A 25983-nucleotide genomic window follows, 5' to 3' on the forward strand; every position below is an offset into this window, starting at 1 on the left:
ACTAAAAAAAGATATGAATCCCATAATAACATGGAAATCATATCTCTTTGGACTTTTTCAGTGGCCTCTTACATTATCCGCTCTTTTTATTTATTTTTCAAACATAATCTTCTTAAAATTAAATCGTAGTGCATATTATAAGACCACCTTTTAAATCAATACATTCTTCGAATAGGTTTTTGCTTCGTCTCCCTACTTGGATGCAATCCTCTAGTTTCACCAATATAAATATCAAGAATAAACATTCTTTGAAAAACTCCTTTTATTTCTAAATCAATTTTACATAGGATAAATAGAATTAAAAAAAGGTAATAGCTCTTGCTATTAAGTCGAGGATTAGTTAAAAAAATAATAAATTGAGCTTTGGATATAAAATCCCCCCTAAAGCTGAAGCGTATTTTTTGTCCACTTTAGGGGGAGGTCATAATTCTTAATCTTTTTATATTATTCATCAGTCAAAATGACGAAACTAATTTACTGATTCATCGTAATTATACTAAAACAATTAGTGCCAAGTGTATTTATTTTAGAAGGGAAGGTTAAATCATTTTCGTATTGAATAATGGTTATTTAGATAATGACGATGTGAAAAATATAGAGATTCAAAAGCAGGATTCATAGGGGTGATATGAATGAAAGAATGGTGGGAAAGGAAGAAAGTGAAAACAAGCAGGAGGAAAATAGAAAAAGAGAATTATACGTTTTGGAATGTCATTCTTGACGTATTGTGTTGGATACCTGAGTTAGTAATTTTACCTATCCGCCTAGTTTATTGGCTGATAAAGAGTGTAGGAAGAATGCTTAGAAATATCGTTGACTTCTAAGGGGAAATACAAACTAAAGTATTTAACTTTACAACTATAGAAGTAAATTAAAGATATATAATTTTGATGATGGGAAAGTTTGTATGATGAAAAAAATTTCTAAGGAAGTTATATGTTGAAGTAGAACGAGGGGCTGATTTCACAATAGGAGAAAAGAAATATCTAACTCCTTCTGATGATTAAAAAGTATTAAAGTAAATGTAGTAACGGGTATAAGAGCTGAAGAAGGCAATAGAGATATTTTATTATATCGGTGATATTATGAGACGATATTATATTGCAGTGATATATAATATATTCGAACCTAATAATCAATAAGAAGATATGAATGAATACCTTTTAGATTTGACTTTTGATATTGATAAGCAAATAAGAAAATTTGCGAAAATGGATGTCGCTCTCTTAATAAAGGTTTATGAATCAGACCTTAAAACGTTAAGATTTTACAAAGAATATAAATTTAAAATGCAAGTGTAGTTGTAATCAATAGTCTTTGCTCAACTAATTGGTACGATTGTCGAATAAGAGAATTGTTATTTATACTAATGAAATAGGATAAGTATATGTATCTAATGACTGTAGGGAGGAGAATTAAAGTGATATCCATTTTAAGCATTCTAATTGCAATTTTTATTTTAGATCAATTTATCAATCGAAGCTTAATAAAAAAATGGGATATAGAAATACCTGAATTAGAAAGGAAATACGTAAACAAACTACATAAATATGTTGAGAAAATACTTTACTGTAGTAGTTTTATAGTGATGATTATTGCTATAAATGAATTTTCTCACCTCAGAATATTTATCTTTATTAGTATGGCTGTTATGTTTGCTTTTCGTACCATAATGAAATGGACTTTTACAAAAGAGAGCAAAACATATCTCCTAAGTGCTGTAACTTGCGGATTATTTATTGTAGGCTCAATTGTATATGGCTTAACACATTATAATGAAATACTTTGATACTATCTTATAGAAAAGTATAATACTTTAACGCAATTAAATATTATTAAGCTAACTGGTACGGAGATAATTTATTGATTATTCTATTAGAGAATATATTTCAAATGTCTGCAGTAATACTACTCTTATGTTCATTCTATTATTATAGACATTTAAAAAAATGAAGAGAGAAAGAAAGTTAACTATATTTGAACTTTCAAATTATTTCATAACTCAAGATACAATCTTTCTCCTTTCTTTGCTCAGTTAGTTATCTACTTCTTTTGTTAGATAGAAATAATTGAACCGAACAAAAGAGCTAGATTGTTTTATAATAATGATTCTGAAGGAACTTCCAATATCGTAGTTACTAATAGAGGTGTTTTTGTGAACAAATTAAATAAATTCTTTTATGGATTTTTAGGTGTGGAGAATAAAAAGTTAGATGGAATTACTTTATATACCTTAGAACAAAAAATGATAGATAAAAAATTCCCCGAAAACCTCATAGAAGAACTACTGGTGGAATTTAATAAAATCATAAATGAACGGGGCGAAAGAGGATTCCAAAAATGTCTTGTCAATTTAAATTATCAAGTGCCTGAACCATACAAAAGTGAATTAAACGCTGAAAAAATGTATGGGTATTATAGAAAATGGATAGAGGATGAAGTGGTTAAATTAGAAAATGAAACCAAATTATCCTGGGAAGAACAAACAGAAGATATTGAAGACTTAAATATAGAAGCTAGAAAAACACAATTAGTATTGAGGCATAGAATTTCAGATGTGGTTTTAGAGTTATTAAATTAAAGGGTTTATTTACAGAGTAAGCGTCTACACTTTATTTTAGACTAAGGAAAATTTATGCACCAAATAAAATGTTGATGGATTACCATAAATAGGTTATGATGAATAATATAAAGCTATCTTGTTGTGCAAGGTAGCTTTATTAAGATAAGGTAACTTGTATTGCAATATAGTGATAAGGATGAAAATTAATGTCTTTGAGAAGTCAATTATTAAAAGGAATTTTAGAGGGATGCATTTTATCAATTATTGATAAAGAAACAGTTTATGGTTATGAATTATCACAAAAACTTCAACATTTTGGTCTGAATGAGGTTAGTGAAGGGTCTATTTATCCTATCTTGGTTCGTCTTCAAAAGGATGGATTAATCAAAGGTGAAATGCGAGCTTCTCCAACAGGTCCTAAACGAAAATACTACCAACTTACCAATTTAGGGGTAAAGGCATTATTTGAGATTCAAGAGGAATGGAAAAATATTCAGAAACCTGTTGATAAATTGTTGAATAGGAGTGTTGCTGATGAACGCTAAAGAGCTGATTCAATTAAATAACAAAAAACGTAAATTACTTACAAAAGAAAATGAAGAATATTACGATAAAATGCTAGTTTATATTCGAACCAGTCTAGCAATTTCGGAACAACAATCAGAGGAGTTATTGATGGAGATATTAGATCATATTATTGAGGCACAGAATGAAGGAAAACGTGCAGAAGATGTGTTTGGAGAGCCCCCCGCTGCTTACTGTAATGAAATAATCAAGCAGTTACCAAAAGAACCAGGGAAAAGTACAGCATTTTTTATAGGCTTTCTATTACTACAGCTAGCAGGCCTGATAGCAGTAATACATGGGATAGGAGATGTCATTATACACTATTTCAAAGATAGCAATCAGACAGTTTATATAGGAACAGCATTTGTTACTTTTTTTATAGTTGCTGTTATTATTTTCCTCGACGTTTTTCTGATCTTAAAATGGTTACAACAATCTGTATACAAGGTACCAAATAAAGTTAAAGATTTTTTCTCAATCTTTTTCATTGTGATTCTCTCACTTCTAGGTATGATTCTTCTACCTAGATTTATCCCTCCCTTTGGATATGCAATCGAAGTTGGAGGTTTCGTATACCTAATACTTGGTTTAGCAACACTCATCATTTCAAAATGGTTAGATCGCAAATATCGTTTTACAAAATAGTGTTTAAAGAATAGCAAGGATGTATTATTTTATTCCAGAAAAGGGTCAGATAGTAGAGTAAAAAAATTGCAAAATCATAGGTTTAATAGGACTAAAAAAGGAAGGAAGCCTCATTAGCTTCCTTTTTATGCTTTCACTTTTTTATTAGACCTAAATCTGCCACCTTTTTGTTAACTTTATCTGCTACTTTCCAAGTTTGGGTTGATTTATTATTAGATAGAATATAAAGGGTGTTCATTTCATTTAACTTTTTCTCTAAAACATATCCTTTGCTATGTGAGTGTTTAATATCATTTGTTATGGTTTGAATGAATTCTTTTTCTTCTTTCATTATATAGCCTGCGACACTAGTTGTGTATCCTGTCAAAGAACACACTGCTACTACTATCAAAAGGACTACTTTCTTCATATTTATCTTTTATTTTTTTAGCATTTCGCAGAGTTCGTTTTTAATACATATTGCAAAAAGCAGTAAGTAATGTCGCTGTCGATTTGAAATAAGTTTTGATAGATTATGTTAATATGCTGGAGTATTAAATTTAGCAATAGGTGGCTTTCTACAGTATCAGCAACAAAATGTTGATGTGATATACTTGTGTACATATATCCATAGATTAGCGTTTAAGGCTTAACTTGAAGAATCTATGGGCATGATTGGTCTTGAAAGGCTGAAAGGGTTGTTTAAATGATCGTACAATGATCTAATTCATACCTACCACTCCAAGTAAAGTCCTATTGTTGTAAACGTTGAAAACTATAATTACCTACTGTAGATAAGCCCAGTTGTTGAATAAAAAAACCTTTAAAATATCAATTCCCATATTCGCTCGCTGAAGTTCTTTGCGTAACTGTAATATCTCTTTTTGTTCTGGCGTTCAGTTGTCTTCTTCTTTAAAAGAACCGGAATTTCGATATTGGTTAACCCAACGATTATAGGACGAAGGGTTCAGTTCCTACTCCTGGATGATTTCTTTTCGTGGCTTTCCGTTGGTCGTAAAGCTGAACGATCTGATTCTTAAATCCTTCGGTATATGTACAACGGTTTCGTTTAGTCATTTTTAGTCTCCTTAAGCGAGCATAGTTTAGTAAAGTCTAACGGACCTTAACGAAACTGTCCAACCAAGTGTAGCCTATCCATGAAAAACATACTAAGATTAGTGGGTAAGGTCATCGACGAGTGATCTTACCCACTATTTCTTTTTTTAGTTATAGTGAGGAGTGAAAGAAAGCCCGGTCAAAGCCTCAGTGATTACGAATCCGAATCAAACTCTTCTCCATAAATCCCTTATATTTCCAATAGTGAAATAACTAACAATCTTATAATATTCACCGATATATGTAATGAGTATTTAGTAATGGTTCTTTAGTATGAATTTTAAACTAAACTTGTAAGGGAGGAAAAGAAATAGAGGATTATAAAAGTAATTATATGTAAGCTGAAGATCCATATTTCTGTATTAATTGTGTATCAAATCCTATCTATCCAAGGTTTTAAAAGTAACTAATAGTCATTTGTAAATCATTCGATTTGCCAAATAGCATTATAATTTTACGAATAATAGCATATTCATTTTGGTTGTAAAAAGAGATTGATAAAACAAAATAGAACAGAAGAAAATCGTATTTTTAGTTGTAGGCATAGATAATGATAACGTTAGTTTTCTATTCGTTGCAGCTACAAGCGTGGTAGATAGTGAAGAAATAGAGATTAAACCTGCATCAAATATTGGTGGGGTTTAAAAGAATGTGCAAGTATTAAACTTGATTACAAATGATGTCATTCGGTTTGGTTGCAATTAATCTTATACCATTATATAAACTGACAGGGGATACTAGCATGAAAAAACTACTCAAATTTAAAAGAATTAAAACAAAATTGTTATTCGGTTTTGGGTTACTTATAGCATTAGCATTTATAGTAGGAACGGTAAGCTATATTGCTATTGAAAAGTTAAATAATAATACAAAGCAAATTGTTGAAAAGGACGTTCCGTACCTAATTATTAATGAAAATTTTTCTTATAATATGTCACAGAGTGCATCAATGGTTCGTGGCTATTTCCTATATAATGATAAGGAGATAAAGAAACAATTAGAGGCTAATTTGGAAAAAGGTAAAGAAATAGAGAAAGAAATGTTGACTTTAAGTGATTCAGAAAATATTAAATCCATTATAGACAAAAAAGCTAAATGGACAGATATGGTAACTAATTCAATCACCGAATATGAATCGGGTAATCGTGATAAGGCTGTTGAGATATTATTGGAAGCTAAGTCACTTTCCAATGAAATAATGGATAGTAATGAAAAATTATCTTCAAGAAGTCAAAATGATGTCAATAAACAAGGAAAACAAATTATATTGTATGGTGATTCAACAGTGTTCTTTATTTTAATCATATCAGGTTTAGTTTTAATAATTGGTATTATTATAGCTTTAATAACTGCAAAGTCTCTTACTAATCCAATCTTAATAATTATGAAACGAATGAATGATTTGGCAAAAGGCGATTTAAGTCAAGAACCGTTGAAAACCAACAACAAAGATGAGGTTGCGCAACTTGTTAAAGCAACGAATATAATGAGTGATAATAATCGGAATCTATTAAATAGAATTTCTGAAGTATCCGAATCTGTTTCAAGTCAAAGCGAAGAGCTAACGCAGGCAGCCAGTGAGGTTAAAGCAGGAGCAGACCAAGTTGCAATAACAATGGAAGAGCTTGCAACTGGGGCAGAAACACAGGCGAATAGTGCCAGTGAGTTAGCATCCATTATGGGAACGTTCACTAACAGAGTTGAAGAAGCAAATGAAAGTGGAGAACGTATTCACGAGAATTCAGGAAAAGTATTAGAGCTGACAACAAAAGGAAGTCAACTAATGAATGCTTCAACTGAGCAAATGATTAAAATTGATCGGATTGTAAAAGATGCAGTAGAAAAGATGCAAAATTTGGATAACCAATCGCAAGAAATCTCAAAACTTGTTTCGGTGATTAAAGATGTTGCAGAGCAAACAAATCTTTTGGCTTTAAATGCTGCCATTGAAGCTGCAAGAGTGGGTGAGCATGGTAAGGGCTTTGCAGTTGTGGCAGATGAAGTAAGAAAGCTGGCGGAGCAGGTTGCTCTATCCGTAAATGATATTACGACAATTGTAACCACCATACAAACTGAATCCAGTGTTGTAGCTGACTCATTAAGAGATGGATATTCAGAGGTAGAACAAGGAACATCTCAAATAGAAACCACAGGTAAAACGTTTAATAATATAAGTTCTGCAGTTACAGATATGGTTCAAAGTATTCAGGCTGTATCTGAACACTTATCTGAAATTGCGGCTAATAGCCAAGAAATGAATGGGTCTATAGAGGAAATAGCCTCAGTTTCTGAAGAAGCTGCAGCGGGTGTAGAACAAACATCAGCATCAGCACAGCAATCAAGTGGGTCCATGGAAGAAGTGGCAGGAAGTTCTGAGCATCTTGCTAAATTGGCTGAGGAATTAAATGAATTGGTAGGGCGATTTAAGTTGTAATGTTACAAATCAATTTTGTATAAGTAGCAGAGTGATCATTAATGTTTTGAATAAAGGTAAAAATGTATAACATGTTTAACAACCGATATTTCATATTGGAATTCAATTTATAGTTGTGAAATGTTACTTAGAAATAATATTTTCCCCCCATAATATGATAAGAGAATAAGCTTTTCTATTAAATTGGACATGCATTCAATAGAAAACTATATAAATTAGATTTCTCCTTTTCGGTCAAGCAATATTATTCATTAACATACTCATTCACCTGAATTCACTGAAAGAATGAGGAAATTATAAAAGGATTTACGGGCTAAACTAGGTTCTATAGCATTTGAAATGAATAAGGCAGAAAAGAATGTTGAATTATAGAGAGAAGCTATTAAAGTTAATGATAGATAGTTAATGGCATTTGTTAAATTTGAAAAGTTTAATTCAATGTTAGAGTTGAGGAAGCAAATAATAATATGCAATTTTTTGCTTCATAGAATGACATACTTTACTATTCAATATTTGCGTTTTCAGAGAGTAGCGGACATGATAGCCTATTGTGAGCGGCTTATTGGAGAAGTGCCTTGAAGATAGATCGTGTCCGTAATGGGCTCTATGACAAATGATTTTAATAATGACAATGACCCCGTTTTTCGTGAAAATAATCTTTTCCGATTTTCGGGTCTTTTTCATACCCCTTGTTCATTGCTGACTTTACTCTTTTCTGGAGCTCCTTTTTTATAATTATATTTTTTATCCCTCTTTTCAAAAATAGAAATAGAATTGTCTTCACTGGCTGTTGTTTCTCTATTTTGGGACTAATTCGTCTGTAAAGTGTGAATTTGATAGGTCGATTCTTTTTTTAACCTTGTAATGCGATGTATTATTGTGTTACGATGTAAATATAATTCGTTTGAAAGTGAGGTGTCGTTTATGGACAAAGAGATAATGAAGGGTAGTATTGATATTTTATTTTTATCTCTATTAAATAAAAGGGACATGTATGGTTATGAAATTGTAAAAACATTAAAAGAAAATAGTAATGAACTATACAACATGAGTGAAGGGACGTTATATCCCGCTTTGAAGCGATTAGAAAACAAAGAATGGCTACAATCTTATTGGGGCAGTTCAGAGAATGGCGGGAGAAGGAAGTACTATAGGATCACACAAGATGGGAAGAAAGTGTTAGATAAGAAATTAAAGGAATGGAATCAAATAAGTAATTTAATTAAAGTATGTTCGGAGGGTATCGCATGGATAAAAAAATCGAAAATTATATTGATAAAGTTGTGAATCAATTACATTGTGACGAGGAAGAAAAGAGAGAAATAATTGATGAAATGAGAGATCATTTACATTTATTAAAAAATGAATATATAGATCAAGGTTTTACTAAGGAAGAATCAACAAAAAAGGCGTTAGAGAGTTTTGGAGAACAGAAACAATTAACGAAAGGTTTACAGGAGTCACTGTTTCCATTCTATAAAGTAACTAAGATAGGAACATGGATTTTATTTGGTCTTTACTCATTTATTATTCTATTTAAGTTACTCTTTCAACGTATCATTTTCCGAATCAACGATTACTACGTAACTGGAGATACATTTAACAGATATGTTTTTACTCCAATGAATTCAGAAGGCTATGTTGAATTTATAAAGGTCAATTCGAATTTCATTCCGTTTAAAAATACCATCGAATACATATCTGGAGCTGACCGTTTTAATATGGACATCATCATCAATAACACATTAGGGAACATTTTAATTTTTCTGCCACTGGGAATTTTTCTTCCTTTATTAATTAAAAAATACAGTAGATTTACTAGGGTAATTGTTGCTTCAACCGTTATTAGTTTTTCAATTGAAACTTTGCAGCTGGCTTTAAAAATTGGGCAATTCGATATTGATGATGTCATTTTGAATACAATTGGCAGTATCATTGGTTTTCTGATTTTAAAGATAGCCAAAAGTGTCATCACTTTTCCAAAGGGAAGTTTCGTTCGAAGAACAACAAATTGATTCGCTTAACATTCCATACAAAGTGCAATAGATTTTTTAAAAGGTTTGTAGAAATATCGAGAATTAGGGGAATAGTGATTATGAAAATTTTATTGAAAGTAGGATTAACAGTTGTATTATGCTGTTATTTGTTCATTCTTTCAAAACTAATTCTATTCAAACACCTTGCCATTCCAGACATTATGAGCCATTTTACATTTAATTTTGATGGCTATTACTGGAATAACCACAATTTTATTCCGTTTAAGACGATTACGTATTATTTGTTCTTGGCGAATGATATAAACATCAACATACGGGTTGAAAATCTAACTGGAAATATTATTGGGTTTATGCCATTCGGATTTATTCTTCCACTGTTATCAAGCAAGTTCCATAGGTTTAAAAAGATTACAATTGCAGCTCTTTCTTTAAGTTTAACATTCGAACTAATTCAACTTATTTTCGGCTTTGGTAGTTTTGATGTTGATGATATTATTTTGAATACACTCGGAGGAATATTAGGGTATCTACCCATTAGCATATACACTAACCGCAGGCAGGGACAACAAAAGAATGTAATGGATTAAATGAAGAAATTTATGGTAAGTTGCACGGCTAATGGGAAACCCAACCGTGCTTGTTGAAGTGTATGTAATACTTAGGTGTAGAGTGGTACAGCATGTACATCGGTTGATTTCACAGCTTACAGGCAAATTATTAGTGAAATGAGGCAAGCATTTTGAAAATGGACGTTCATCAATTAGCAGAGTATCTCGCAGACAATCCTTTTCAAGTAGAAGGAATATATCGTTATGCTAAAAACCCAGGTGTACCTGACGCTGATTATACAGACTCTTTTCCTGGATTTGTCTTTCCACTTGCAGGGAGGACACAATTTCAATTTAATGGTACACCTTATATCCTTTCCCCAGGGAAAATTATCCATGGGGGTGCAAAAATGGAACTGGCTCAAAAAATGTTTGGTGACACAAACTGGGAATATATTCTAGTTCTATATCGGATAGATAACTCAAAACTAGAAGACACTAGCTTTTCTCAACAGCATTTTGAATTATCAACAGGGCAATCCCCTCGACTTGTCGAAATACTTATGCGCCTGTGGCAAGTATATAATCAGCGTGGAGGCATTTCAATGTTTCAGACCGAAATGCTGTTTCGCGAAGCACTGAATGAAGCCTTATTATCTGTTATTAATAGGCAAAATAGCTGTGAATCACATACTTTATTCGAACGGGTATCTAATTATATTCATGAAAACTATTATCAAAGCCTTACAATAGCATCGCTTGAAGAACAATATAACGTTAATCGAAATCGACTTTCTTACGTATTTAGAAGACATGCAGGGATGGGACCGGCAGAATATCTATTAAACTATCGAATAAAGATGGCACAAAAAATGTTATTTACAAGAAATGTGTCTATACAACAAATTGCACAAGCTGTTGGAATCACTGACCCCTTCTATTTTAGTAGAGTGTTCAAGAAGCAAGTTGGCATTTCTCCTACTAAATATCGCGAGAAGTTCATCAATAATCCATGCTAATTTCAACAAGCATCCATTCTTAACTGAAAATGAATGTACTATACTAATGGAAAGCCACAGGCAACATGGTATAGGGGGAAATTAATATGCAAAAAATGAAAGGACTTCTGTTCTTAATAATATTAGTAGGCATACTAGCTGGTTGTAATAAAACGCCTACTGAAAATAATAATGGATCAGTCTCAGAAGTTGAATCTGAAACAGAAGTTAATATAGATGAAACGGAATGGCCGAGAACGTTTAAGGATGCATCTGGTAAAGAAATTATGATGGAGAAGAAACCTGAAAAATTGGCCACGCTATGGTATTTTTATCCTGAAATATTAGTTGCACTAGGTGAACCACCTACTGCTTCTACAGAAAAAGAATATCTATCTTCTCTATCTTATTTAAAAGGAAAGCTGGATTCAACTGAAGAATTAGGAGATAAACTGTCCCCTAATATTGAAAAGATTCTATCTACTGAGCCTGATTATATTATAGCCACAGAACATCATAAAGAGATACATGACTCTTTAGAAAAAATTGCGCCTGTCATTACACTAAACTCCAATGACATCTATGAAGATTGGCAATACGGTCTTCGTACAGTAGCCGAGATTATTGGAAAGGAAGACGAAGCGGAAAAAGTAATCGATCATATGATGAAAGCGATTGAAACGGGTCGTGAAGCATTAAAGGCAATTGAAGGAGAGTCAGTAGCATTTATAGTATCTTGGGATGGAAAAACGTTTAATGTTCTAGGTGAAGAAAACCCTGTCTATACACTAGCGTTTGATAAAAGTAGGGGGCTGGGGCTTACACCAGATAAGACATTTAAAGGTACTAATAATGAGTTTATTACGTTTGAAGGAATTTCAACGATTCAAGCAGATCATATTTTCCTTATAGGCGACATTACAAAAGAGGATAAATTGATGAACGAATTAGAACAAAGTAATGTATGGAACAACCTGAATGCTGTGAAGAAAAGCAATGTCTATTTAATGGATACTTCCGCTATTACTGGTGGTCCATTGGCTATCGAATATGCGTTACAAAATATAATAAATTCTTTACGTTAGTTCTAAAAGGTGGAGATAAAAGTTATTGAAATCACTCAGTTGTAACAACCGAACGACAAGGTTTGGCCTGAGCATCTTCTTTTTAAACGTAAAGAGCTTTACTAATGCATACTATTTTTTTACTCATTACTGTAACGGTATAGTGGAAGTCAAAATAAGGAGGGATTATTATCCATTACCAACCTATAAAACTAAAGGACGAGTTATCTAAAATTAACGATTATTGGTCCCCACAAGTTATTGGTGAAATGAATGACGATCAAATTGAGCTTGTTAAAATTGATGGAGATTTTATATGGCACGAGCATCCTGATACAGATAAGCTATTTATCGTGCTTGAAGGGGAGATGTTCATCGATTTTCGTGATGGGCAAGTAAAAATTTCTAAAGGCGAGATGTGTATTGTCCCAGGAGGCGTCGAGCATAAGCCTTTCGCCGAAAAGGAATCACACATCATGCTGGTGGAGCCTAAAAGGAAAATAGACTGATAATAAGCATCTAATGTCTGTTGGCAGTTAAAATAAGCGTCGAGTACTTACGTAATTCAGAATTGCGTGAGCACTTGACGCTTTTTAATAAAAAACCCTTTGTTTCGCTAAATGATGGCATACTTAAATTACTCCAATAAGAGCTTGATTACCCAGAGTACGCTTATTCCAATCTCCTAAACGCTTCTTTCTACTATTATGTAAAAAAGCAGCGGTGACGAAATAATAGGTACTCAACTCAATTATGATGCAATATAATATCCATTCTAATCTGGGGCTGGATCCAAGTGATCCAGTTTCTTTTCATAGACTAGGAAATGATGAAATTTGGCCTATATAATTATGGGCGTATTGGGCCGCGTCCAGCTCCAGCACCCAGAAACGAGGCGACTTCACGACCCCCTACGGAAAGTCATCATCGGCTCACAAGCATACCGTAATTTCGTTGTCTCCGTTGACTCGCTCTGTTTCTAATCGGGTGCTTACTTTTGTTATTCCCTAATACCCCCCTCAATCCTTATCAATAGTGTTTTGGACAGTATCCACCCATTCCAATTGCAGTCCTCACTATATCAATCTGCACGATTTTTTCAATTTATACGCAGTGTAATTCCCAACTGTAACATCATCCTAATGCTTCTACATTTAACATAATAATCTTTCTTCTTTCGTTTTCTAAGTGAAAACTTAGTACACTGACTTTAGGTTAACAATAGGGGGAATCTCTGATTAAGGAGAGATGTAGGACGATTTAGTCTGGGAAGGATCTTTTATAGTTTCCTATATCGAGACATCATTTTAATCGTAAAAGTATAATTATCGTAAAAATACATTGACGATCATAGTAATATGATGTATATTATAATTATAAGGAAGTGGGGCGATGATCAACGATACAACTGCCAATACACTGAAGTTAGAAGTATTGTAGGTATGGTATAGGAGGTGTGAATATGGTAAATAAGAAAGTTTCCTCGGATCTACTAAGAGGACATACCGATACAATAATTTTGAACCTGTTGATGACTGGAGATAAATATGGGTATAAAATAACCAAATTAATAGTAGAGAACTCAGCTGGGGAATATGAATTAAAAGAGGCTACCATGTATTCAAGTCTGAAAAGGCTTGAAAAAGATGGCCATATCGTGTCCTACTGGGGAGATGAGACCTCTGGTGGAAGAAGGAAATATTATAAAATTACAGAAAAAGGGAAAGACACGTATATCGAAAATATAAGGAACTGGGAGAACACTAAACGAATATTAGATCAATTATTAGAGAAGGGTGGATATGGAAATGAATGAAAAGTTAAGTAAATATCTGGATAATGAGTTTTCACCTTATGTGGAGACAAACTCAGTTAAGGAATTAAAAGAAGAATTAATGAATAATTTGCAAGAGAAATTAAATGATTTAAGAGAACAGGGACATGATGATGAAACTGCTTTTAGCATGACGATAAAATCTATTGGGGATATATCCGAAATGTTGGATTCTAATGCAGAAAAGCAAACTATGCTCCAGCAGCAGGAAAAGGAAATGGATTTCACTAAAATGGATCTTCGTGAAGCTGATTTAGGGGTAAGTTTAAAAAAAGCAGAGTTTAGCAAAAGCGATCTAAGAGATGCCGATTTTACTGAAGCCAATTTATCTTATAGCTCATTTATCGTTTGTGATTTAAGGAATGTAATATTCGATGGTGCAAATCTTACAGGAGCTAAATTATCAAAGTCGGATTTATCCAAGACAAGTTTTAAACATGCCAAGTTGAATAATACAGATTTAAGCTATTCTGATTTATCGGGTGTTCCATTCGAAAATCAAATTTTCAATGGTACAAATTTTTATAGTTCGGGATTAAAGGGTACGAATTTTAAAAATGCTGTATTTAAAAATGCTTCGTTCAAGTATGCATACGCTTGTAACAAAGCAAATTTTGATGGTGCAACAATGGATAAGGTAACATATGCAGTACTGAAGAAGAATAAAGCAGATTTGACCAATGTTACAGTAATTTAAACTAAATAAAGCATCATTAGTTGGAACGGGGGTTATTAGACCTCGTTCCTTTTCTAATGGTTGGGGATCATGAAGTGGTTACCTTATTGTTATAGTTTTTTCTGTTAAAAAGTTGGTATAGTCTAAAGAAGAAAGAGGGAGGAAAAAGAAGAGAGTGAGCAATAGTACTTATTTAGATTCAATCCTAAAATCAATATCAATCCAAGTTGAATTTAATTGAAATGAGAAGTGTAAGGATAGATCTAGATCATAAGTAATTTTAAAATATGATAAAATAAAAAAACATAACGAAGATTGTTAAATAGTGATAACCAGATACTTCAGTAATAGGATTTAATATGTGACGGGGGTTAAATAATGGAAGCCATTGAATTAGTAGAGTTGAACAAAGTAAACCAAATTCAATAGGTTACAAAAACAAAAATGAATGGCTTTCGGGAAAGTTCTAGGTAGATTAATTTAAGAAGAGCATCTTTTTTGATAAATTAAATATAGTCACGAGGAAGAATAATGAGAAGAAAGGTAGTATTTCAATGAAACGCAAATTCTTATTAGGCATGTTAACAGTAGTTTTAGTAATATTGACTGCTTGTGGAACCTCATCTGACGAGTCTACATTGGACAATCAGTCACCAAATAAAAACTCTAGTCAAAATACAAATGACGATTCTGCAAGTGCAGCTTCGACAGATAATGACACAAATACCAACAATACGAACACAGATACTGGAAGTAATGGTACCGATGAAAAGGGAGATACAACAAACAATGTACCAGCAAAAGATACAGCTAGTTTGAAGGATCAGTACCTTAAGAAATTAAATGATACGAAGAATGAAGTGGAGGAGATGCGAAAAAATCCGATAGACGATACAACATATGCGTTGAAAAAAGTTGAAGGAGATGCATACGATATTTGGGATGAATTGTTAAATGAAATTTATGGAGCCCTAAAGGAGCAACTACCTAAAGAAGAGATGGATCAACTAAGGAAGGAACAGCGTGAATGGATAGCGTACCGAGATCATACTGCAAAAGAGGCATCGCTAAAATATAAAGGTGGCACGATGGAACAGTTAGAATATGTAACGGTCCAGAACAATCTTACCGAAGAAAAGTGTTTTGAATTAGTTGAAGACTATATGAAATAACCCTTCATTATTACCGTGAAGGGGAATGCGTTGAAAATTATGATAATTTAAAAAATATTGTTTATTATAAAATAAATAGTTAATACTATTTATACAGAACATTAAAATGATTGAAAGAATAAAATGATATACCATAGAAAGGTTCTCAAAAATATGTAATGTGTCTGTTAAAATATTACGGTATTATGATGAAATTGACTTATTAAAGCCTTCGTAAATAGAAGTTGAAACGAATTATCGTTATTATGATTATGACAAAATTGAAGCAATTAAAATAATCTTGTTTTTAAAGCGTCTACATATTGATCGACTGTCAGTAAATGTCCTCAAAAAAAGTTATATGGAGCAATTGAAAAGAAGTTTGCCGGTTGTTGTTATGCTAACCTAGTAGTAATTTGCTAGAAGGAGGATAATTATGATAAAAAAGGCGATTCAACTGACATTGTTCGTCCATGATTTAAAAGAAGCGAAAGATTTTTACGTGAACAAGTTAGGATTTGTAGTACGGGAAGAAGAGGAGTTCGAACCAGGGTGGCGTTATCTTGCTGTTTCCCCTGAGAATGGTAACGAAACCATGATTGAACTAGCTGAAGCTAAAACTCCTAAACAAGAACAATTGATAGGCAAACAAGGCGGCGATACGGTCATGCTAATGTTTGAATCCGATCATATTGAAAGAGATGTTAGTGATTTGCAGGAGCGAGGAGTAGTTTTTCAAGGAGAGATACAAGGGGTACCAGGAGGTAAAGGGGTAGTATTTAAAGATTTATATGGGAATAATCTTGATTTATTCGAACCTAGAAAAGAATAACAAATAGACCTTTACCTTTAGTGAAAATTTGAGCTCCCCTTAATTGTTACTAAAAAACAACGAATATATCCCTGTTTACTTAGTTCAGATTAGAGACGCAAAGCCCTCTCAGCGAAAAACGAAACTAGTTAATCCTGGGGGGCTTTTTCTAATTAGACGGCGTGATTTTTTGCTGAAGAATCTTTATGTAAAGCTACTATTAAAATCATGATAATGATACAAGCTGTACCAACCCATTGGTAAATGCCAAAGGGTTGTTTTAACCAGAAAACAGTTGTTAAAACAGCTGCTAGGGGTTCAATACTACCTATAAGACTCGTTTCTTTAGGTGACAGGCTCTGTAAACTTTCTATATAAAACCAAAATGCAATCATCGTTCCGAAAATGATAACGAAGACTATATATAAATATGCTTCTAGCGTTAAGCTGCTATTGTTCAGTTCCCAAGGTGGGTGGATAAAGCTTAATGCAGTACCTCCGATAATCATTGCCCAGCCAACAATGACAAGCGAATCGTATTGCTTTAGCAAAGGAATGGCATACAACGTATAAAATGCTAAAGCTATCCCAGATAAAACACCCCAAACGATTGCTAGTAACGGTACAGATAGTTGTGAGAATGAGCCATTGGTTAATAAGAAGAAGCATCCAACGAAAGCTAGCAAAATAGTTAACACATCTTTTTTTGTTAGAACAGATTGTCTGCTTAAAATGAGATAAAGAATAATCATTACTGGTGCTAAATATTGTAATAGTGTTGCTACCGCAGCATTGCCATGTTCAATCGAAGCCATATATGTGTACTGAACAGCAAGCATACCAAGTAACCCGAAAATAAGTAAATGAATAGCGATCCTTCTGTTTTTCCAAACAGTAATTATTTGGGAGCGGTCTTTTTCAAAAAATTGAACTGCTAATAGTAATAAACCAGCCAGTAGTAACCTGGTCGCAACAAGCCAATCTACATCAATAGAGAATTCTTGAAATAGCTTTTTTGCAACTGTGCCACCAATCCCCCAAAATGCTGCTCCCGTTATTACAAGAAACATTCCTTTCCCTCTATTCATGATGAATTCTCCACCTTTATGATAAAAATAGTGTTATCATATGGATAATAATAAGAGGAGAATTCTTGGAATAATACGTAAATCGAATCAAAAAGTATAATTATATTGAGGTTTTGCTATGCAAATAAAAAATTTTATCGTTGACCAAAATTTAAAAGAATTAACGGAACATCGCACGGTTGTATTACCGCTTGCATGTTACGAAACGATGATTACTAAAAACATACATGGCTTTATACCACTGCACTGGCATGATGAAATTCAATTTGTTCTCATTATAAAAGGAGAAGCAATCTTCCAAGTTAATGAAGAAAAAATAACTGTTCGAGAGGGCGAGGGACTGTTTATAAATAGTGGGTGTTTGCACATGGCAACAGATGAAAATGATTCGGGCTGTATTTATATTTGTTTAAATGTATCTCCACATTTTATTTTATCTCAAGAGCTTTATACAACCCATGTAAGTCCGTATACGCAAGCCACTAATTTGCCTTACCTTAACTTGGATACAGAGGAAGTTTGGGAGAAAAATATTTTAGCTGCTATTGTAAACATCAATCAACTGATACAACAAAAGCCCTCATGTTATGAAATCGATATTAGCATGCAGCTAACGATAATTTGGAAAAATTTAATCATAAATGGTTTTGATTTAGAGTACGAACAGGTAGAAAAGCTAAAGAGTCATCGAATGAAGCAAATGTTAAATTGGATACACACACATTATGCGGAAAAAATTCTTTTAGACGATATTGCACGTGCTGGTCAATTGAGTCGATCCGAATGTTGTAGATATTTCAAACGAATTTTAAAGAAAACACCATTGAATTATGTAACCGATTATCGAATTCAAAAAAGCTTAATTTTACTACAACAAATAGAATCCAATGTCACGGATGTTGCCTATGAAGTAGGCTTTAATAGCACAAGCTATTTCATTGCTCAGTTTCGCAGATCGATGAACATGACACCATTAGCATATAAAAAATATAAAAATAGCTATTAATGACCGCGAGTGTTGAAGAACATTGATATCTTGTGTGAACGGCACTATATACCTTTTAGCAAAAATGATTGATTATCATCTTAATCTAGTATCTGAAAATGTTAATACGTGGAGGTATTTGTTATGAAAATAGCAGCAATTTATGATATTCACGGTAATAACGTTGCATTAGAAGCTGTCTTAACTGAAGTGGCAAATGAAAAGGCTGAAAAAGTTATAGTTGGTGGGGACTTAGTCTGGGGACCGCAGCCTAGAGAAGTCATGGAAACTTTAATGAGATATAAGGATACATTTTTATTTATAATGGGTAATGCAGATAGAGAGGTAGCGCATCGATATAGCATAGAAGATGGCTGTCAGGATTTTGTAGCAGAAATAAATTACTGGTGTGCAGATCAATTAACAAGGGAGCACTTGAGTTTTTTGAAAGAATTGCCTGAGAGACAACGGATGGCTATTAACGGGTTAGGCGATGTATTGTTTGTACACGGTTCTCCAAGGAATGACGAAGAAGCAATAAGAGCTGATACCGATGAACGAGAAATTAATGAGATGGTAAAGGATACTGAAGCGAATATTATAGTATGCGGCCATACGCATATTCAGTTTGACAGATTAGTAGCTGGTAGGCGAATAGTCAATGCTGGTAGTGTTGGTCTACAGAGTAAAGCTAAGGGGGCTTGTTGGCTATTTATTCATGATGATGAAATAGAACATAAGGAAACGCAGTATGACATAGAAAAAGCTGTGAAGGAAATACTCCAAGGTACCTGTCCATATAAAGAAGATTTTGCTGAACATATACGAAACCCTCCAAATATTGGTCCATAATTCAATAAGTTATTACTTTTAATTCATCTAAAATACTCAAGATGTAACTTCTCCTTATTAAAATTACAGAGGCAGAAGAGAAAAAATTCTTAACACCACTATAGAAAATGGGGAGTTTAGAAGAGATGATTAAAAAATTATTAACCTAAAGATAATCCAGTTAAAATATTTTGAATTTATGGTAAAATGTATATTTTTATTTCAAAAAGGAGCAATAATTGATATGGCAAAAACTTCAGGCTGTTTTACCATCGTTTTTAATAAAAAGGGTTACATATTGTTAGTGAAGAGAAAGGATTATCCTGTCTGGGATTTACCTGGGGGAATGTTAGAAAAAGATGAACACTTAGAGAATTGTGCTATACGAGAAGCTAAAGAGGAAACGGGGTATATCATTTCGATTAAACGAAAAATAGGAGAATATTATCAACCTCAATTTGATGATTTACAACACATATTTTTAGGGGAATTGCTAGGTGGTACGCTAATTAAAAATGGTCCTGAAACAGATAAAGTGGATTGGTTTCATCCAAAAAAATTACCTATGTTTATGATTCCCAATAGAAGAAAGCAAATTAAAAATTTTCTTAGACATAAAAATACAGTAATAAAAGATTCAATAACCGTTTCTCGATTTAAAATTTCACTATTTAAAGTGTTTTTTAAGGTGTTTGGTTAAGTTTCTGCAATTCTTAAATAAGCATGTGGATGAACGTATTAATTTTACTATTAAAATAAATTGTTTTTATTGTAAGATGCTGAAGGATGTATAAAATATATTTTATTAAAAGAGTAATTGAAGTTTACATGCTAAATATGAGATTTGCATATATACAGTGGCCGTGAAATGCTGTTGGGTGGAATATTGAGGAGAGGTTAAATTGTACTGTTGATCAAAGTAGAAATATAATTTCCTATTGTGTTTATGAATATGAAATGTAATAATAAGTTAAATGTAAAAGCAATGATGAGAAGAGTAAATCATTTTTATTCCGTTACAGAGAGCTTCGTTGGCTGAAAAGAAGCATGGAATTATTTGATTGAATATGGTCTCTGAGCTGCATAGTTGAACGTTCTATTGAGCGTAAGGCTATGACGAGATTTGGCACTCGTTATAAATGTCAGGGTATAAGAACTTTATCGTTCCGTACTTATTGAGGCTAATCATGTGAGTGGTTAGCAAATTAAGGTGGTAACACGAGAATAATCTCGTCCTTAGACAGTTGTTTTGTCTTTGGACGAGGTTTTTTATTTTCAAGAGATGAAAATAGTAAGGGAGGAAATAAGATGAATGTATTTATCGGAGGAGCATGGCCTTATGCCAATGGTTCACTACATTTAGGCCACATATCTAGTTTATTATCAGGTGACGTTTTAGCCCGGTATTATAGAATGAAAGGAGAAAATGTTCTTTATGTATCAGGAAGTGATTGCAATGGAACTCCAATTACGATTAGAGCAAAGCAAGAAGATGTAACACCTAAGGAGATTGCTGATAGGTATCATAAAGAGTTTTGTGCGTGTTTTGAAAAGTTGGGTTTTACTTATGATTGCTATACAAGGACAGATAGTGCCCATCATCATAGAATTGTGCAAAATATATTTTTGCAGCTATTTGATAATGGAAAAATCTATAAAAAGGAAATTGAACAGGCGTATTGCAATAGGTGTGAACAATTTTTACCCGACCGGTTTGTCGAAGGAACTTGTCCACAATGTGGACAGGATGCTCGTGGTGACCAATGTGACCACTGCTCAAAAATATTAGAACCACTAGACCTTATAAATAAGAAATGTAAGATTTGTGGTGATTCTCCAACTACGAAACAGACAGAACATTTCTATTTTAAGTTAAGTGCATTCCAAAAAGAACTACAGCAGTACGTAACTAATGCGAAAGTGAAGAACTTATGGAGAGAAAATGCGATTCAATTATCGGAAAGATATTTAATGGAAGGATTGCCCAATCGAGGAGTTTCAAGAGATTTACCAATAGGTGTTCCAGTTCCAGTAAAGGGATATGAGGAGAAGAAGATTTATGTATGGATCGAAGCTGTTTCCGGATATTATGCAGCCAGTAAAAAAAGTTTATAAAATTTTATGTTGTATTTAACTTTAATTCTATTTATTCGATTAATTTTATCAATACAAATATTCAGAATAATGATTTATGATATAAGTAGTAGGAGAAAGGAGGGTTACATATGAAAAAAATAGCTGAATTTGTACTAGAAGGCGATGCGAAAAATGGTTCTTGCTAACTATTTTGGCAGAGAAAATGGGCACACCAAATTTATGTGGTGTGCTCATTTTATAAGGAGGACAAATGAGTTGAAGAATATATATCCAATGATCAAATCTAGTGTAGGTGTTTTTAAAGAAAAAAATACTAAAAGAATTCACTTTGTTTTTTATTCTACTTCTTGTCATAAAGTTTTTGAAATTGAGAATGAATGTATTTTGAAATCTATATTATTAATGGATGGGACTAAGCCACTTTTGGATATTTTTTTAAAGATTAATCTCAATTTTCAGCAATTTACATATAAAGAATTAGAGGAGTGTACAGAACTGTTATTAAAAGAAGGAATTATCGAAAATACCAATGATCCAATAAGAGAACAGTTTACTACTGAAGAATTAGAAAGATATTCAAGGCAAGTGGACTTATGGAGTGATTACTGTGATTTAAGTTCTCCTTGGGAATTACAAAAGAATATAAAGGAATCTACTGTAGCAATTATTGGAATTGGAGGCATAGGTAGTTGGATGGCTACTTCACTAGTAATGGCCGGAATTGGAAATATTAAATTAGTAGACTATGATCGAGTAGAGCGACATAATATAACAAGACAATTACTTTACACTACTGAAGATATAGGTAGAGAAAAAATAAAAGTTATGGAGATGAAGTTAAGAAGTATTAATCCAAACGTAAACATATTCCCTGCTCTTATGGAGATAGATGAAGGTACAGATTTGTCCCATATAGTAGAAAGTTGTGATTTGGTAATTAATTGTGCAGACAATCCAGATATTAATACTACAGCTCAATGGGTATCAAAGGTGTGTTTAAAGTATAAAGTACCCCATATAGTTGGGGGCGGTTATATAGGCCATTTGGGATTAATTGGTCCCACAATTATTCCAGGAAGAACTAAATGTTGGGATTGTTACCAAATTAATTATAAAAAAAGGAGGAAAGAAGGTAAATTATTAACTAATTTATTTCCAGATAGAAAGAGACATACTGGTGCAACAGCGTCCATTTCTTCTATAGTAGCCAATTTTCAAGTTTGGGATGCAATACGTCTTCTAGGAAGAATTGGGGATCCAAATATTATAAATAAAACTGGAGAAATAGATTTAAATAATTTATCCATACGTTGGAATAACTTAAGTGAAGATGATCTATGTGAGGTTTGTTCAGAGTACTATATATAAAAAATGGGAGGAAATTAAAATGGCAGATGGTATTATGGATTTTGATATTGTAGAAAGTAATCCAACGATCTATCAAATTTTGAGAGACTATCCTTTTGAGTTTTTGTATGACTTTCTTAAAAAAGGAATGAGTTACGAGAAAAATACGAAAATGGCAGAAAGATGGAGAAAATACAATAAAGAAATGGTAGAAATAATGAGAGTATTAAAAAGGGACTCAACAGATTGTGAAATAGAAGAATTTTCTAACCGTTGGACAGATTATTTGTTCTACCGAAATTTAGATATAAATCTTATTTCAATGTATGCTACACAACAAGACTTCCTTGAAAAACATGTTAGGTTTAAAGGCCTGCATAATTTAGATCATAGCTTAAAAAAAGGGAACCCTCCTGTATTAGTATCTTTGCATATGAATGCTTACCAAGCGATCGTTCCGTTACTTGCAGCCAAAGGTTATAGATTAAGTTATTTTATGGATAAACAAACTTTGAATGTATGGAATAGGATAGGTGAATCCTTTTTAGGTGAAGTAATGAATAAACTATCACCAATTGGATTACCACAAAACTCAGCAATTAAACAAGCTCTAAGAAATTTAAAAGAAGGTAAACCTTTGCTTATGTTTCCCGATTTCACTCTAGGAGATATGCCAAATGTTGAGACTAAATTCTTAGGATATGATGTTTTTGTACCCGTTGGACCAGCAAAGATTGCTACTTTACTTGAAAGTCCTATTATTCCAATCATATTAGAAAAAAGTAATAGATATCAATATACATTAAGAATTGAAGAACCACTTTTTGAACCAACAGATGTTAAAAATGTTGAGGAAATATCAATATCTATTTTTAAATGGATTGAGAAAGAAGTAAAACAGTGTCCGGAAAATTGGTGGTGTTGGTATATTTTCCGAGATAAGATACTTAAAACTAAGCAAGAGGTATGAGGCAAATAAAAGGGAAGTGACTATATGATAAAGATTTTGAAAAACATAGAGTTTGTGAAATTATTAATTGGTAGACTTTTCTCCAATGCAGGTGACAGCTTATATGCCATAGCTTCTATGTGGTTAGTACAAGAACTAACTCACTCTACTTTTTATACTGGCTTAGTTGGTTTTTTAACATTATTTCCTCAAGCTTTAACTTTTTTGATAGGGCCCTTGGTTGACAAACTAAATTTAAAAAAAATCCTTGTTTATACTCAATTATTTCAATCTATATTAATTTCAATTATCCCTATTGCTTATTATGGAGATTTTTTGAGCGTTACTCTAGTGCTAATTATCATGCCAGTTGTTTCATTTACAAATCAATTTTTTTACCCTACACAAAATGTAGTTTTACCATATATGGTATCGAAAGATAACTTAGTACATGCTAATTCATTGTTCACTTTTACTTATCAGGGTACGGATCTTACCTTAAAAGCAGTAGGGGGGGTCCTTATTGGAATGTTTGGTGCTATTTCTATTTACATAATAGATTCAATTGCATTTTTAATTACCGCATTATTACTGTTAACTATTAAAATTCCAGAGAGGTCAATTCAGAAATCTGCTAAAAGTAGTTTTAAAGTAGAAGTAAAACATTATTTTTTATTATTAAAAGAAGGCTTTGCTTTTGTTATAAAATCTGTATTAATATGGCTCTTTGTAATATCATCCTTAGGAAATCTGATTATCGGGATGGTATTTGCTATTTTACCTTCATTTGCTGATAGATTTTCTGGTCCAGAAACTTATGGATTTATTTTAGCTTCTATGTCTTCAGGACTATTAATAGGTGCTTTAGCTGCATCTTGGCTATCTAAATACCCAATGGGATTACTTACAGTTTTTTTGTTTTTTATTGGTGGCACTTCTTGGATTATATCTGGTTTCATAAAAGATAGTGTATTAGTAATTATATTATTTGGTATAGCTTGGGTTCCTATGGGGGCTACAAATATATTACTTTTTACTTTTATTCAAAGTAACGTTCCAGAGTTGATGATTGGAAGGGTGGTTTCTTTAATAACAAGTATAAGTATGTCTTTAATGCCCCTAGGAGCTTTTTTGGGAGGGATTATTGGTGAAATTCAAAGCAGTCAATTCGTTTATACTATTAGTGGAACAAGCCTACTAATAATATCTTTATATTGTTTATTTCATCCAACAATAAGAAAAATACCAAAGATAAGCAATATTCAGCCTGAAAGATATGGATTAAATAACGTATTAAAAGAGAATGGGTAGAGTATGATTATTATTTTAATATCTGAATCAATTTCATAATTGCTGTTTTTAAAAATGCATAGAGTTGTTCCTTGATGATTTTCAAGTTTTTTTAATAAAGATCAATTTTATTTATGCAGCTTTTAGCGTCTTATGTTTCATTTCTAGTCTAATCCGATCCGCGGCTAATCTCGAGGCATTATAAACAAGCGTCACTAAATGGAAGTGAAGCCTTGATTTTTTCCCGGTTCGGTGACGGACATTATTCAGTCCAAAGAATTCTTTCAAATAGGCATTAACACGTTCGACAGCGGTACGTTCTTTGTATAGTTCATCCCATTTTTTCGATCCCCTTGCGGGATTGGTGTACTTTCGGATATCTGTAGATTGTCTGATTTTAAAGGTCTTTTGACAAAGTGAGTCGTGTTACAATGGGCACGTTGCACATTCCTTCGGACGTGTATATTTCAATGTCTTGTATTTTGGATCGAAGCTGTCGTAGCGATAGGAATGCTCTAGGACACAAGTCGGTGCGAAGTACTCGTCATAACCAACCGTCTCTCCTTCGTTACGTCGGTTATATGGAATGACAGCTTGTAGATCCTGATCGATTAATTGTTGATAGATTGGTTCATAATCGTAACCGGCATCGAAAAGGCCAGCAGTAAATAAAGACGGAAGATCGCGATTAATTTTCTTTAATAAAGGGATGGCTGCCTTTCCATCATTGAGGCTACCGGACGTCATCATCCCCGCAAGAATGTACTGGCTTTTTATGCTAACGGCTAAGTGACCTTTGTAGCCAAACCAGAAGATGTTTTTTCCATCACTGTTTTTCTTGACTCCCCATTTTGGTTCGATGGGGGCTTCATTCAACAACACTTCCACTGATTCAGAAAGCTGATGAACAATTTCTTTTTCATAAATCGGACGCGCTTCTTCCCGGCCTGTTTTTCTTTGAGCCATTGTTCACGCTCAGCTTTTGGTTTGCGTCCGCGCTTTTTCGGTGTTGT

26 protein-coding genes, 2 pseudogenes and 1 other annotated feature are annotated in these 25983 nt (G+C 33.0%); of the genes and pseudogenes, 24 read left to right on the top strand and 4 right to left on the bottom strand.

Annotated elements, in window-relative coordinates; genetic code table 11:
• Positions 1 to 632: 632 nt before the first annotated feature.
• The 5 genes from ABDZ84_RS01865 to ABDZ84_RS01885 all read left to right on the top strand — a co-directional run bounded on the left by ABDZ84_RS01865 (position 633) and on the right by ABDZ84_RS01885 (position 3775).
• Entirely contained in the window at positions 633 to 824 is a 192-nt protein-coding gene (locus tag ABDZ84_RS01865; protein WP_026682824.1) for a hypothetical protein, read from the top strand.
• 563 nt (positions 825 to 1387) lie between these two features.
• Entirely contained in the window at positions 1388 to 1789 is a 402-nt protein-coding gene (locus ABDZ84_RS01870; protein WP_246484589.1) for a DUF4181 domain-containing protein, read from the top strand.
• Between the two features lie 366 nt (positions 1790 to 2155).
• On the top strand, positions 2156 to 2581 hold the full coding sequence (locus ABDZ84_RS01875; protein ID WP_051388453.1) for a hypothetical protein: 426 nt from the start codon (positions 2156 to 2158) through the stop codon (positions 2579 to 2581).
• 188 nt (positions 2582 to 2769) lie between these two features.
• Positions 2770 to 3108, top strand: a complete 339-nt coding sequence (locus ABDZ84_RS01880; RefSeq protein ID WP_026682821.1) for a PadR family transcriptional regulator — start codon at positions 2770 to 2772, stop codon at positions 3106 to 3108.
• The gene (locus ABDZ84_RS01885; RefSeq protein WP_026682820.1) at positions 3098 to 3775 is read left to right on the top strand and encodes a DUF1129 family protein; all 678 of its coding nucleotides are present in this window, start codon (positions 3098 to 3100) and stop codon (positions 3773 to 3775) included. Before ABDZ84_RS01880 ends, ABDZ84_RS01885 begins: the two co-directional genes overlap by 11 nt.
• Positions 3776 to 3908: 133 nt before the next feature.
• On the opposite strand, the gene ABDZ84_RS01890 is transcribed toward ABDZ84_RS01885, so the two are convergent.
• Together ABDZ84_RS01890 and ABDZ84_RS21435 are read right to left on the bottom strand one after the other, a co-directional pair.
• Positions 3909 to 4166, bottom strand: a complete 258-nt coding sequence (locus tag ABDZ84_RS01890) for a hypothetical protein (RefSeq protein WP_161629292.1) — start codon at positions 4164 to 4166, stop codon at positions 3909 to 3911.
• A gap of 539 nt (positions 4167 to 4705) precedes the next feature.
• The gene (locus ABDZ84_RS21435) at positions 4706 to 4831 is read right to left on the bottom strand and encodes a hypothetical protein (RefSeq protein WP_425519674.1); all 126 of its coding nucleotides are present in this window, start codon (positions 4829 to 4831) and stop codon (positions 4706 to 4708) included.
• A gap of 781 nt (positions 4832 to 5612) precedes the next feature.
• Between ABDZ84_RS21435 and ABDZ84_RS01900 the strand changes: the two genes are divergently transcribed.
• From ABDZ84_RS01900 to ABDZ84_RS01955, 12 genes are all read left to right on the top strand, one after another.
• On the top strand, positions 5613 to 7304 hold the full coding sequence (locus tag ABDZ84_RS01900) for a methyl-accepting chemotaxis protein (protein ID WP_026682818.1): 1692 nt from the start codon (positions 5613 to 5615) through the stop codon (positions 7302 to 7304).
• A 924-nt stretch (positions 7305 to 8228) separates the two neighbouring features.
• The gene (locus ABDZ84_RS01905; protein ID WP_026682817.1) at positions 8229 to 8591 is read left to right on the top strand and encodes a PadR family transcriptional regulator; all 363 of its coding nucleotides are present in this window, start codon (positions 8229 to 8231) and stop codon (positions 8589 to 8591) included.
• Complete coding sequence (locus tag ABDZ84_RS01910) at positions 8552 to 9319, top strand: VanZ family protein (RefSeq protein ID WP_166530059.1); 768 nt, start codon at positions 8552 to 8554, stop codon at positions 9317 to 9319. Before ABDZ84_RS01905 ends, ABDZ84_RS01910 begins: the two co-directional genes overlap by 40 nt.
• An 80-nt stretch (positions 9320 to 9399) precedes the next feature.
• Complete coding sequence (locus ABDZ84_RS01915; RefSeq protein WP_026682816.1) at positions 9400 to 9888, top strand: VanZ family protein; 489 nt, start codon at positions 9400 to 9402, stop codon at positions 9886 to 9888.
• Positions 9889 to 10040: 152 nt separating this feature from the next.
• Positions 10041 to 10868 carry a helix-turn-helix domain-containing protein gene (locus ABDZ84_RS01920; protein ID WP_026682815.1) on the top strand — a complete coding sequence of 276 codons (828 nt, stop codon included), beginning with the start codon at positions 10041 to 10043 and terminating at the stop codon, positions 10866 to 10868.
• Positions 10869 to 10954: 86 nt separating this feature from the next.
• Positions 10955 to 11932, top strand: a complete 978-nt coding sequence (locus ABDZ84_RS01925) for an iron-siderophore ABC transporter substrate-binding protein (protein WP_026682814.1) — start codon at positions 10955 to 10957, stop codon at positions 11930 to 11932.
• A gap of 170 nt (positions 11933 to 12102) precedes the next feature.
• Positions 12103 to 12420: a cupin domain-containing protein gene (locus ABDZ84_RS01930; RefSeq protein ID WP_080668761.1), complete on the top strand. Its 318-nt coding sequence runs from the start codon at positions 12103 to 12105 to the stop codon at positions 12418 to 12420.
• 953 nt (positions 12421 to 13373) lie between these two features.
• On the top strand, positions 13374 to 13727 hold the full coding sequence (locus tag ABDZ84_RS01935) for a PadR family transcriptional regulator (RefSeq protein ID WP_026682812.1): 354 nt from the start codon (positions 13374 to 13376) through the stop codon (positions 13725 to 13727).
• The gene (locus tag ABDZ84_RS01940) at positions 13720 to 14442 is read left to right on the top strand and encodes a pentapeptide repeat-containing protein (RefSeq protein WP_026682811.1); all 723 of its coding nucleotides are present in this window, start codon (positions 13720 to 13722) and stop codon (positions 14440 to 14442) included. Before ABDZ84_RS01935 ends, ABDZ84_RS01940 begins: the two co-directional genes overlap by 8 nt.
• A 533-nt stretch (positions 14443 to 14975) precedes the next feature.
• Positions 14976 to 15593, top strand: a complete 618-nt coding sequence (locus ABDZ84_RS01945; RefSeq protein ID WP_034679703.1) for a lysozyme inhibitor LprI family protein — start codon at positions 14976 to 14978, stop codon at positions 15591 to 15593.
• A gap of 133 nt (positions 15594 to 15726) precedes the next feature.
• Positions 15727 to 15810, top strand: coding sequence for a MerR family DNA-binding transcriptional regulator (locus ABDZ84_RS01950; RefSeq protein ID WP_121605866.1), 84 nt, complete (start codon positions 15727 to 15729; stop codon positions 15808 to 15810).
• Positions 15811 to 16008: 198 nt separating this feature from the next.
• The gene (locus tag ABDZ84_RS01955; protein WP_026682809.1) at positions 16009 to 16404 is read left to right on the top strand and encodes a VOC family protein; all 396 of its coding nucleotides are present in this window, start codon (positions 16009 to 16011) and stop codon (positions 16402 to 16404) included.
• Between the two features lie 152 nt (positions 16405 to 16556).
• On the opposite strand, the gene ABDZ84_RS01960 is transcribed toward ABDZ84_RS01955, so the two are convergent.
• The gene (locus ABDZ84_RS01960; RefSeq protein ID WP_026682808.1) at positions 16557 to 17471 is read right to left on the bottom strand and encodes a DMT family transporter; all 915 of its coding nucleotides are present in this window, start codon (positions 17469 to 17471) and stop codon (positions 16557 to 16559) included.
• Between the two features lie 118 nt (positions 17472 to 17589).
• Between ABDZ84_RS01960 and ABDZ84_RS01965 the strand changes: the two genes are divergently transcribed.
• The 7 genes and pseudogenes from ABDZ84_RS01965 (at position 17590) to ABDZ84_RS01995 (ending at position 24991) form a co-directional block, all read left to right on the top strand.
• Positions 17590 to 18477 carry an AraC family transcriptional regulator gene (locus tag ABDZ84_RS01965; protein WP_026682807.1) on the top strand — a complete coding sequence of 296 codons (888 nt, stop codon included), beginning with the start codon at positions 17590 to 17592 and terminating at the stop codon, positions 18475 to 18477.
• Between the two features lie 123 nt (positions 18478 to 18600).
• Positions 18601 to 19308: a metallophosphoesterase family protein gene (locus tag ABDZ84_RS01970; RefSeq protein ID WP_034679700.1), complete on the top strand. Its 708-nt coding sequence runs from the start codon at positions 18601 to 18603 to the stop codon at positions 19306 to 19308.
• Positions 19309 to 19531: 223 nt separating this feature from the next.
• A complete protein-coding gene (locus ABDZ84_RS01975; protein WP_121604664.1) occupies positions 19532 to 19987 on the top strand; it encodes an NUDIX hydrolase in 456 nt (151 codons plus the stop codon).
• Between the two features lie 276 nt (positions 19988 to 20263).
• Positions 20264 to 20528 (top strand) — a binding site (T-box leader).
• Positions 20515 to 21390: pseudogene (locus tag ABDZ84_RS01980) on the top strand (methionine--tRNA ligase); the annotation flags it as partial. (Overlaps the previous feature by 14 nt.)
• A gap of 249 nt (positions 21391 to 21639) precedes the next feature.
• Positions 21640 to 22752 carry a HesA/MoeB/ThiF family protein gene (locus ABDZ84_RS01985; protein ID WP_051388452.1) on the top strand — a complete coding sequence of 371 codons (1113 nt, stop codon included), beginning with the start codon at positions 21640 to 21642 and terminating at the stop codon, positions 22750 to 22752.
• A 19-nt stretch (positions 22753 to 22771) separates the two neighbouring features.
• On the top strand, positions 22772 to 23701 hold the full coding sequence (locus ABDZ84_RS01990) for a lysophospholipid acyltransferase family protein (protein WP_166530056.1): 930 nt from the start codon (positions 22772 to 22774) through the stop codon (positions 23699 to 23701).
• 24 nt (positions 23702 to 23725) lie between these two features.
• Entirely contained in the window at positions 23726 to 24991 is a 1266-nt protein-coding gene (locus ABDZ84_RS01995) for an MFS transporter (protein ID WP_343779757.1), read from the top strand.
• A 111-nt stretch (positions 24992 to 25102) separates the two neighbouring features.
• Here the strand turns inward: ABDZ84_RS01995 and ABDZ84_RS02000 are convergent.
• Positions 25103 to 25983, bottom strand: a pseudogene (locus tag ABDZ84_RS02000) (transposase); the annotation flags it as partial.

The sequence above is a fragment of the Virgibacillus salarius genome (assembly GCF_039521925.1).
Classification (GTDB): domain Bacteria; phylum Bacillota; class Bacilli; order Bacillales; family Amphibacillaceae; genus Virgibacillus; species Virgibacillus salarius.

What these genes read in the sequence shown, in the direction of transcription:
- ABDZ84_RS01865 (WP_026682824.1), top strand. Translation starts at nt 633, where the DNA reads ATGAAAGAATGGTGGGAAAGGAAGAAAGTGAAAACAAGCAGGAGGAAA.
- ABDZ84_RS01870 (WP_246484589.1), top strand. Translation starts at nt 1,388, where the DNA reads ATGTATCTAATGACTGTAGGGAGGAGAATTAAAGTGATATCCATTTTA.
- ABDZ84_RS01880 (WP_026682821.1), top strand. Translation starts at nt 2,770, where the DNA reads ATGTCTTTGAGAAGTCAATTATTAAAAGGAATTTTAGAGGGATGCATT.
- ABDZ84_RS01885 (WP_026682820.1), top strand. Translation starts at nt 3,098, where the DNA reads ATGAACGCTAAAGAGCTGATTCAATTAAATAACAAAAAACGTAAATTA.
- ABDZ84_RS21435 (WP_425519674.1), bottom strand. Translation starts at nt 4,831, where the DNA reads ATGACTAAACGAAACCGTTGTACATATACCGAAGGATTTAAGAATCAG.
- ABDZ84_RS01900 (WP_026682818.1), top strand. Translation starts at nt 5,613, where the DNA reads ATGAAAAAACTACTCAAATTTAAAAGAATTAAAACAAAATTGTTATTC.
- ABDZ84_RS01905 (WP_026682817.1), top strand. Translation starts at nt 8,229, where the DNA reads ATGGACAAAGAGATAATGAAGGGTAGTATTGATATTTTATTTTTATCT.
- ABDZ84_RS01910 (WP_166530059.1), top strand. Translation starts at nt 8,552, where the DNA reads ATGGATAAAAAAATCGAAAATTATATTGATAAAGTTGTGAATCAATTA.
- ABDZ84_RS01915 (WP_026682816.1), top strand. Translation starts at nt 9,400, where the DNA reads ATGAAAATTTTATTGAAAGTAGGATTAACAGTTGTATTATGCTGTTAT.
- ABDZ84_RS01925 (WP_026682814.1), top strand. Translation starts at nt 10,955, where the DNA reads ATGCAAAAAATGAAAGGACTTCTGTTCTTAATAATATTAGTAGGCATA.
- ABDZ84_RS01935 (WP_026682812.1), top strand. Translation starts at nt 13,374, where the DNA reads ATGGTAAATAAGAAAGTTTCCTCGGATCTACTAAGAGGACATACCGAT.
- ABDZ84_RS01940 (WP_026682811.1), top strand. Translation starts at nt 13,720, where the DNA reads ATGAATGAAAAGTTAAGTAAATATCTGGATAATGAGTTTTCACCTTAT.
- ABDZ84_RS01945 (WP_034679703.1), top strand. Translation starts at nt 14,976, where the DNA reads ATGAAACGCAAATTCTTATTAGGCATGTTAACAGTAGTTTTAGTAATA.
- ABDZ84_RS01955 (WP_026682809.1), top strand. Translation starts at nt 16,009, where the DNA reads ATGATAAAAAAGGCGATTCAACTGACATTGTTCGTCCATGATTTAAAA.
- ABDZ84_RS01960 (WP_026682808.1), bottom strand. Translation starts at nt 17,471, where the DNA reads ATGAATAGAGGGAAAGGAATGTTTCTTGTAATAACGGGAGCAGCATTT.
- ABDZ84_RS01965 (WP_026682807.1), top strand. Translation starts at nt 17,590, where the DNA reads ATGCAAATAAAAAATTTTATCGTTGACCAAAATTTAAAAGAATTAACG.
- ABDZ84_RS01970 (WP_034679700.1), top strand. Translation starts at nt 18,601, where the DNA reads ATGAAAATAGCAGCAATTTATGATATTCACGGTAATAACGTTGCATTA.
- ABDZ84_RS01975 (WP_121604664.1), top strand. Translation starts at nt 19,532, where the DNA reads ATGGCAAAAACTTCAGGCTGTTTTACCATCGTTTTTAATAAAAAGGGT.
- ABDZ84_RS01990 (WP_166530056.1), top strand. Translation starts at nt 22,772, where the DNA reads ATGGCAGATGGTATTATGGATTTTGATATTGTAGAAAGTAATCCAACG.
- ABDZ84_RS01995 (WP_343779757.1), top strand. Translation starts at nt 23,726, where the DNA reads ATGATAAAGATTTTGAAAAACATAGAGTTTGTGAAATTATTAATTGGT.